This window comes from Chamaesiphon sp. (assembly GCF_041738855.1).
GTDB lineage: Bacteria > Cyanobacteriota > Cyanobacteriia > Cyanobacteriales > Chamaesiphonaceae > Chamaesiphon.
Genome location: NZ_JBGSPA010000034.1, coordinates 1 through 6715, shown reverse-complemented (window position 1 = coordinate 6715; position 6715 = coordinate 1). Strand labels below are relative to the sequence as shown.

Here is a 6715-nt window from a genome sequence, read left to right as displayed (position 1 = left end):
GTTACTATTTGGCTAATCGCGGTATTGATACTCGGACAATTCAAAGTTACCTGGGGCATAACAATATTCAACACACGGTGCGTTACACCGAACTTGCTTCTAACAAGTTTCAAGGGCTGTGGGATGGTTGAATGTAGTGTCGTGAATTTTATTGTCTATCTCCCCCGAAAAAATCGCTCTCTGCGATGGGGGTCACAAAGGGACAGCATTTCAACCCTTGGCTCTGGAGCTTGAAACGCCCAAAGTAGTGGAAATATCTGTGTAAGGTTGATATTTTCACCAAATAGTTCTAATTAGAATAGTTTTACTCAGGAGAAAAATATGAAAATTACGATTCAAGATGTTCGATCGGTTGACAATCGGGCACAACGAACAAAACCGACGATCGATCTCGCCACAGCCCCATATACCATCTTAGTTTTACGGATTAGTCTTGGCTTGTTGTTCTTGGCGCATGGATGTTTGAAGGTGTTTGTCTTTACTTTGCCAGGAACCGCTCAATTTTTTGAAAGTGTGGGGCTACCAGGCTGGATGGCAATGCCAGTAGCGATCGCGGAAATTGGAGGTGGATTGCTATTGGTAGGCGGAGTTTATACCCTATGGGTCGCATTAGGACTATTTCCGATTTTGCTGGTGGCAACTTTCAAAGCGCATGGAGCGAATGGATGGCTGTTTACCAATCAAGGTGAGGGCTGGGAATTTCCGGCATTTTTTGCCGTTGCTACCGTGGTGCAATTTTTGCTGGGCGATGGTGCATACGCAATTGGTTGCGATCTCGATGGTTCTTCTAAATATTTTTTGAGCGGTACTGTTTCTAATGACTAGTTTACCTGCAATCTTTGTATCTCATGGCGCGCCGGATTTGCCGATTCGGGGTGGAGCGGTGACACATTTTTTGAAATCGTTGCATCGACAATTTCCCAAACCCAAAGCAATTTTGGTTGTTTCTGCTCACTGTAATTCTGCCGAACCGACTGTTAGTAAGGCAATTCAACCTCAAACTATTTATGATTTCGGCGGCTTTCCAGATGCGGTTTACCAACTCAATTATCCCGCTCCTGGTGCGCCTGAACTTGCCGAGAGAGTCGTGGGTTTACTTACCCAAGCTGGGATCTCCAGTCATACACATCCTACTCGCGGATTCGACCACGGGGCTTGGACTCCACTAATTTTGGCATATCCAGATGCAGATATTCCCGTTACCCAACTCTCGATTCAATATCGTGCTGGAGCCTTACATCACTTTCAGATCGGGCAAGCACTCGCACCCCTTCGGCAAGAAGGTGTACTGATTTTGGGCAGCGGGAGTGCTACTCATAATCTGTGGGAATTTAACAGTCGCTATGATGCGCCACCACCAGATTGGGTGCGAGTTTTTGATGAATGGTTGGCAGAAAGAATTGCTGAAGGTAATTGGGAAGCTGTATTGAACTATCGAAAAATTGCTCCCCATGCAGAACAGAATCATCCAACTGACGAACATTTACTACCTCTATTTGTGGCGTTGGGTGCGGGAGGTAGTGAGGTAAAAGGGGTGAGGTTGCATCATAGCTACAATTACGGCGCATTTAGTATGGCTGCTTATGCCTTTACAGGATCGGTGTAATCGAGATTAATTATTTTGGAGGAAAATATGGCATTGGGTAAATTAATCGACGGTAAATGGACGACTGAATGGACAGAACATAATCAGCAGGGTCAGTTTCAGCGAATGCCGACGGTATTTCATAATTGGATTAGTCTCGATGGGACGAGTGGATTTAAAGCCGAAGCTGGACGCTATCATTTGTATATTTCTCTGGGTTGTCCGTGGGCACATCGGACGGCATTATTATGGAAACTAAAAGGATTGGAAGATGTCATTGGTTTGTCGATCGTCGATCCGATAATTAGCGACTATGGGTGGAAGTTTTCAGCTAAACCAGGCTGTATTACCGACACTGTAAATGGTGCTGATTATCTCTGGCAAATTTATGTCAAATCCGATTCCAATTATACAGGGCGAGTCACGGTACCTGTCTTGTGGGATAAGCAATCTGGCAAGATTGTCAGTAATGAATCGCGTCACATCATTCAAATGTTCGATCGAGAATTTGGTGAGTATGCGAATGATACTAGTTTTTATCCTGTAGACTTGCAAGCAGAGATCGATCGCGTACTAGATGCAATTTATCAGCCGATTAATAACGGTGTATATCGCAGTGGCTTTGCGGTATCTCAAGCTGCATATACTGAAGCAGTGACAGAATTATTCGCAGCCTTAGAGCATTGGGAAGGGATATTGGGACAACAGCCATATCTCTGCGGAAATCGTATCACCATTGCTGATTGGTGTTTATTTACTACGTTATTTCGATTCGATCTAGCTTATTATGGATTGTTTAAGTGTAACCTCAAGCGGCTGATTGATTTTCCTGATTTGTGGAAATACTGTCGCAAATTATATCAATATCCTGGTGTGCGATCGGTTTGCAGTGCCGAGCATGTTAAGCAATTATATTATGCTGGTTTGCCAGAACTAAATCCGAGCAGAATCGTCCCGATCGGCCCAAATCTAAATTTAGATCTATCGCTCGATTGACGGGCAAAATTATCGCTTTAATTAATATAAGGGGTCGTCATAGGGAGGAATCAAATCAGTTTCTGCAACTGTTGGGGAATCGAGGGCTGGTTGGTGAAGATCGCTACGATCTGACTCACTAGCTCGGAGTTTCGACTGTGTATACAATCCTAAAATTTCAGCAACTTTGCCAGTTGAAGATACAATTGCTGCTACAAGTTTTTTGTTGATAGCTATCATATTTTTTGGATATCCAAGCTTATTTTAATCGTAGGCTATTAGTGTTAATAATTAGCTGAGTTGTCACTCTTGACTTTCTATTTCACTATCGATAAGAATCCACTGAGCTTGCTATAGTTTACATGTGCATAAAAAATTGCTCTGGTTTGGTTTCCTCCTCTTTTTTCGGGAATAAATGTTTGCCAAACTTGGCATATAGAGCAGGCAATACCAATAACGTAATCGCCGTAGAAGTAAACAAACCACCAAAGACAACGATCGATAGAGGCTGTAATAATTCCTGTCCCGATCCACCTTGGAACACCATCGGTGCTAAACCCAATCCCGAAGTTAAAGCCGTCATCAAGATCGCGTTTAATCGCTCCATCGAGCCTTTGACAATAACTTCCTTCATTGGCATTCCTTCAGAGTATTTAGTATTGTAGTTATCCACTAGTAATAATCCGTTCCGAGTTGCTACCCCAAACAAGGATACAAATCCCACTAGAGACGCTATCGAAATTACGCCACCCGTCAGAGCTACAGCAATGACCCCACCGACTAAGGCAATTGGTAAGTTAATCATAATCATTGCCGTTGAAGCGATCGACTTAACAGAAAGATACATCAAGACAGTAATTGCCACAAACGCGATCCCGCTGAAAACTAAAATGTTTTTACTGGCACGTTCTTCAGCTTCAAATTGACCTGCATATTGAATAAAATAGCCCGTCGATAATTGGATGTTACTTTTAACTTTAGTTTCGATCTCTGTAACGATCGAGCGAATATCCCGACCTTTGGCATTGGCTGAAACGACAATTAGGCGCGAAACATTTTCCCGATTGATGGTATTCGGCCCTTTCCCTTGTTCGATCTTGGCGATACTAGCTAACGGGATTTTTTGATTGTTGGGAGTATCGATTAAGAGATTGCGAATGGTTTCTAGACTCTGCCGCGCTTCTGGTTTCAACCAAACAACTAAATCGAAAGATTGTTGATTTTCGAGAACTTTAGAAACAACTTTACCATTGAGGGCAGTTTCGATCGTCTCAGACAAATCGCCTACTGTATGTCCGTAACGACTGGCTGCATCCCGATCGAATTTAATTTGAATCTGAGGTACTGGCAATTGGGGTTCGAGTTGTAAATCGACGACACCATCGACTGTTGCCATTTGTTTTTCTACTTCTTGCCCAATTTTCCGTAACTCCGCTAAGTCAGAACCGAAAATTTTCACCGCGATCGAACTTCGCACTCCCGATAAAACTTCATCCATTCGATGTTGGATAAACCCACCAATATTTGCGGCTGCACCTGGGATTTTCTCGAATGCTGTTCGCATTACTTTGAGCGATTCTTGCCGATCTTCCATCCCTAGTTTACTTATTTCGACATCAACGTGAGCCAGATTCACACCTGCGGCATCAGAATCACCAGCAGCGCGTCCGGCGCGAGTTTGAATGAATGTGAACCGCTTATCATTTTTCAATGATTCTTCGACCACATGACCTGCTTTGGTGCTAACTTCGAGAGAAACAGTTGGGTAGGACAATAGCGTGTTTACCATCGTTTGCTCCTGAAACTCTGGTAAAAATGCTCTGCCAAATGAAGGGATAATTACAATTGATGCGACAGTTAAAGCCGTAGCAGTTCCCATAATTAAGAGCGGATTTTTCATCGCGAAGTTCAAACACGCGCTATAAATCGCCTTGCAAAATCTCGCTAGCCACGGTTCTCGTTGTGACACCTTAGTAGCGGGTAGTAAAATCGCACATAAAGCTGGAGAAACGAGTAAAGATTCTAAACTAGAAACAACAACTACTGCTAAGTAAGCAATTCCCATCGGGGTGAAAATCTTCCCTTCAACCCCTGGTAATGTAAAAATTGGTGAGAATACAATAATTCCAATAATCGTCGCGCCTATGAGTGAATCGCGCACTTCTTCAGAACCTTCAAAAATGATTTCTAGCGGGGTAAGTGGATTGCCCTCAGCTTTATTTTCACGCAAGCGACGATAGGTATTTTCACCATAGACGATCGCATCATCGATCGCTGTTCCAATTGCTACTGCCAAGCCGCCTAATGTCATGGTATTCAAACCAACTCCCAGCCATGACAGCACCAACATCCCAAATAGCAATGTCAAGAAAAAATCTAATAAACACACCGTCAGAATTCGCCAATTCAACAGAAAGGGAATCAGAATAATTGCCGCGATGATACTACCTTGAATCAACGAAGAGCGCACATTATCGACGGAAGATTCGATGTAACTATCTTGACGGAAAGTGGTGGTGACTTTGATGTCTTTGGGCAAGCCAACTTTAATTTCAGCGATCGCTTTTTCTACCGCATGGCTGACAGTGGGCGTATCGTAGCTGGGTTGCTTATTCACCATCACGATAATTGCTGGTTTACCGTTAAAACTGCCATCGCCCCGTTTTAATGCCGCACCAATTTGGACATCAGCGACATCTTGCAGTCTAACGGGGGTGCCATTGCGGGATACGATCGTCGATTTTTGGAGATCTACGATCGATTCGATCCTACCGATTCCCCGAATTAAGCTCTCGGTATCAGGAGTAATATAAAAACCACCTGCGGCATTGACATTTGCTTTTCTAGTCGCTTGGGTAACTTGGTCTAAGGTAATATTAAAAGCTGCTAATTTGACCGGATCGACTAATACTTGAAACTGTCGCTCGTCGCCACCGAACACCAAAACTTGACTGACTCCTGGCACGGCTAAAAGGCGATTTGTCACTTGCCAATCGACAATCCGCCGCGCTGCCATCAGGGAATTTGGCGTAGCACTCTGCTCATTATCAGCGACGGTAAAAGCATACTGCACCACCAAACCGACGGGCGAAGTGGTGGGAGACATTTGGGGCGGTTCGACTCCTGGCGGTAGTTTACTAACGGCTTGTTGCAGTCGCTCGGTAATCAGTTGCCGCGCCTGATAAATGTCAGTTGACCAGCCAAAGACCGTCCGCACTACTGAAATTCCCGCCACACTGGAAGAACGCACGGCTGTAACTCCAGGCGTACCATTAATCGCACTCTCGATCGGTAATGTTACTAGGGATTCTACTTCTTCTGGTGCGAGTCCGGGTGCTTCGGTTTGGATTTCTACCTGCGGCGGCGCGAAAGCTGGCAGCACATCCAGCGGCATTTGGGGGATGACATAAACTGTCCATAATGAGACGATAACAGCGGCTAGTACGACCAGCCAACGACGGTTAATTACCCACTGAACGATATTTCCGAGCATGTTTAGTGTTAGATATGAGAATAAGTGTCAGCGGATTAATTACCGAACCGAGCATAATAATTAATAGTCATCGATTTCAATAAAACCAGCTGATATAGGGAGGTTCGGCATCATCATCATCTTCTGTCTCCTCGATAACGATCGACCGATCTCGATCGGGATCTGACTCTGACATTGGTAATTCGTCAGCGGAAATAGCTGGCACTCTTGCCTCCGGCTCGATTGAAGCGGTTGCAAGGCGATCTCGTCTGCGATAGAGCCACAAGGCACCACCGATAATAATGCCCGTGACTGGTACTAAGCCCCAGAGCAGATTTACCGAAAATATTCGATCCATAACAGCCTCGCTTTTGCTGAATTACTTTTTAGCTGCCGTTAGGTTTGAGGTAATTGTGAGAAAGTCGCGCCAAATAGCAACTGACGATCGATCGTCGTGCCAGTATCTAGAAATTAGCGATCGTCGCTCTTCGTCATACCGATTGCGGCATTTTCGCGATCGGTAATGTAATGGTGGCGATCGATAGCTGCTTCCAGTGCTGGTATCTCTGAAACTTCTTCCTCTGGCTCGATTAGATCGACTAGGCTCGTTGTGACTCGATTGCTCTTGCGTCCCAGTAAAAAAGCACCGCCGCCAACAATACCAACGGCAGGTACCAGTCCCC

Annotated in this window: 7 protein-coding genes and 1 pseudogene; 4 read left to right on the top strand and 4 right to left on the bottom strand. The window is 44.7% G+C overall.

Annotation, left to right across the window (positions count from 1 at the left end; all coding sequences use genetic code 11):
• The 4 genes from ACEW9I_RS04265 to ACEW9I_RS04250 form a co-directional block, all read left to right on the top strand.
• Positions 1 to 131: tyrosine-type recombinase/integrase (locus tag ACEW9I_RS04265; protein WP_373539125.1), on the top strand; the 131-nt coding region annotated here is incomplete at its 5' end.
• Positions 132 to 321: 190 nt separating this feature from the next.
• Positions 322 to 825 carry a DoxX family protein gene (locus ACEW9I_RS04260; RefSeq protein WP_373539123.1) on the top strand — a complete coding sequence of 168 codons (504 nt, stop codon included), beginning with the start codon at positions 322 to 324 and terminating at the stop codon, positions 823 to 825.
• Positions 818 to 1606: a class III extradiol ring-cleavage dioxygenase gene (locus tag ACEW9I_RS04255; protein ID WP_373539122.1), complete on the top strand. Its 789-nt coding sequence runs from the start codon at positions 818 to 820 to the stop codon at positions 1604 to 1606. The genes ACEW9I_RS04260 and ACEW9I_RS04255 overlap by 8 nt, the downstream gene beginning before the upstream one ends.
• Before the next feature lie 27 nt (positions 1607 to 1633).
• Positions 1634 to 2581, top strand: a complete 948-nt coding sequence (locus ACEW9I_RS04250; RefSeq protein WP_373539124.1) for a glutathione S-transferase family protein — start codon at positions 1634 to 1636, stop codon at positions 2579 to 2581.
• Positions 2582 to 2602: 21 nt separating this feature from the next.
• On the opposite strand, the gene ACEW9I_RS04245 is transcribed toward ACEW9I_RS04250, so the two are convergent.
• From ACEW9I_RS04245 to ACEW9I_RS04230, 4 genes and pseudogenes are all read right to left on the bottom strand, one after another.
• On the bottom strand, positions 2603 to 2800 hold the full coding sequence (locus ACEW9I_RS04245) for a hypothetical protein (protein ID WP_373539121.1): 198 nt from the start codon (positions 2798 to 2800) through the stop codon (positions 2603 to 2605).
• Between the two features lie 118 nt (positions 2801 to 2918).
• Complete coding sequence (locus ACEW9I_RS04240; RefSeq protein ID WP_373539120.1) at positions 2919 to 6053, bottom strand: efflux RND transporter permease subunit; 3135 nt, start codon at positions 6051 to 6053, stop codon at positions 2919 to 2921.
• A gap of 76 nt (positions 6054 to 6129) precedes the next feature.
• The gene (locus ACEW9I_RS04235; protein WP_373539119.1) at positions 6130 to 6390 is read right to left on the bottom strand and encodes a hypothetical protein; all 261 of its coding nucleotides are present in this window, start codon (positions 6388 to 6390) and stop codon (positions 6130 to 6132) included.
• A 113-nt stretch (positions 6391 to 6503) separates the two neighbouring features.
• Positions 6504 to 6715, bottom strand: a pseudogene (locus ACEW9I_RS04230) (efflux RND transporter periplasmic adaptor subunit); the annotation flags it as partial.